Genomic DNA, 1005 nt, shown 5'->3' with positions numbered 1-1005 from the left:
GCGCCCAGCCAGTGCTGGACCAGGAAGGTGCCGTGGAAGCCGACGAACAGCGTCCAGAACGTGATCTTGCCGAGGCGCTCGTCGAGCATCTTGCCGGTGAACTTCGGCCACCAGAAGTGGAAGCCGGAGAACATCGCGAAGACGACGGTGCCGAGTCGGTACGGCGATGAGGAACGTCATGAAGGAGAAGAACGGGAGCAGTACACCGCCGGTGACGTACATGTGGTGGGCCCACACCGTCACGGACAGACCCGCGATCGCGATGGTCGCGCCGATCAGGCCCATGTAGCCGAACATCGGCTTGCGGGAGAAGACCGGGATGACCTCGGAGATGATGCCGAAGAACGGCAGCGCGATGATGTACACCTCTGGATGGCCGAAGAACCAGAAGAGGTGCTGCCACAGCAGCGCTCCGCCGTTGGCCGCGTCGAAGACGTGCGCCCCGAACTTCCGATCCGCCTCCAGCGCGAACAGCGCGGCGGCCAGGACCGGGAAGGCGAGCAGGACCAGCACCGCGGTCAGCAGCACGTTCCACACGAAGATCGGCATGCGGAACATGGTCATGCCGGGCGCGCGCATGCAGATGATCGTGGTGATGAAGTTGACCGCACCGAGGATCGTGCCGAAGCCGGAGAAGGCCAGACCCATGATCCACAGGTCGGCGCCGACGCCCGGGCTGCGGACCGCGTCCGACAGCGGGGAGTAGGCGAACCAGCCGAAGTCGGCCGCGCCCTGCGGGGTGAGGAAGCCGCCCACCGCGATCGTCGAGCCGAACAGGTAGAGCCAGTAGGCGAACATGTTCAGCCGCGGGAACGCCACGTCGGGCGCGCCGATCTGGAGCGGCATGATCCAGTTGGTGAAGCCGGCGAACAGCGGCGTCGCGAACATCAGCAGCATGATCGTGCCGTGCATCGTGAACGCTTGGTTGAACTGCTCGTTCGACATGATCTGTAGGCCCGGACGGGCCAGCTCGGCGCGCATGAAGAGCGCCATCACGCCACCGAT

The 1005-nt window shown here is 65.2% G+C and carries 1 pseudogene; it reads right to left on the bottom strand.

Annotated features, from left to right (window positions below):
- Positions 1-1005 (bottom strand): annotated as a pseudogene (locus tag IF54_RS42560) (cbb3-type cytochrome c oxidase subunit I); the annotation flags it as partial.

Source organism: Streptomyces sp. NRRL B-3229, assembly GCF_000719505.1.
In the GTDB taxonomy this organism is placed as follows: Bacteria; Actinomycetota; Actinomycetes; order Streptomycetales; family Streptomycetaceae; genus Streptomyces; species Streptomyces griseorubiginosus.
The sequence above is the reverse complement of the archived record's forward strand: the minus strand, read 5'-3'. Positions and strand labels throughout refer to the sequence as shown.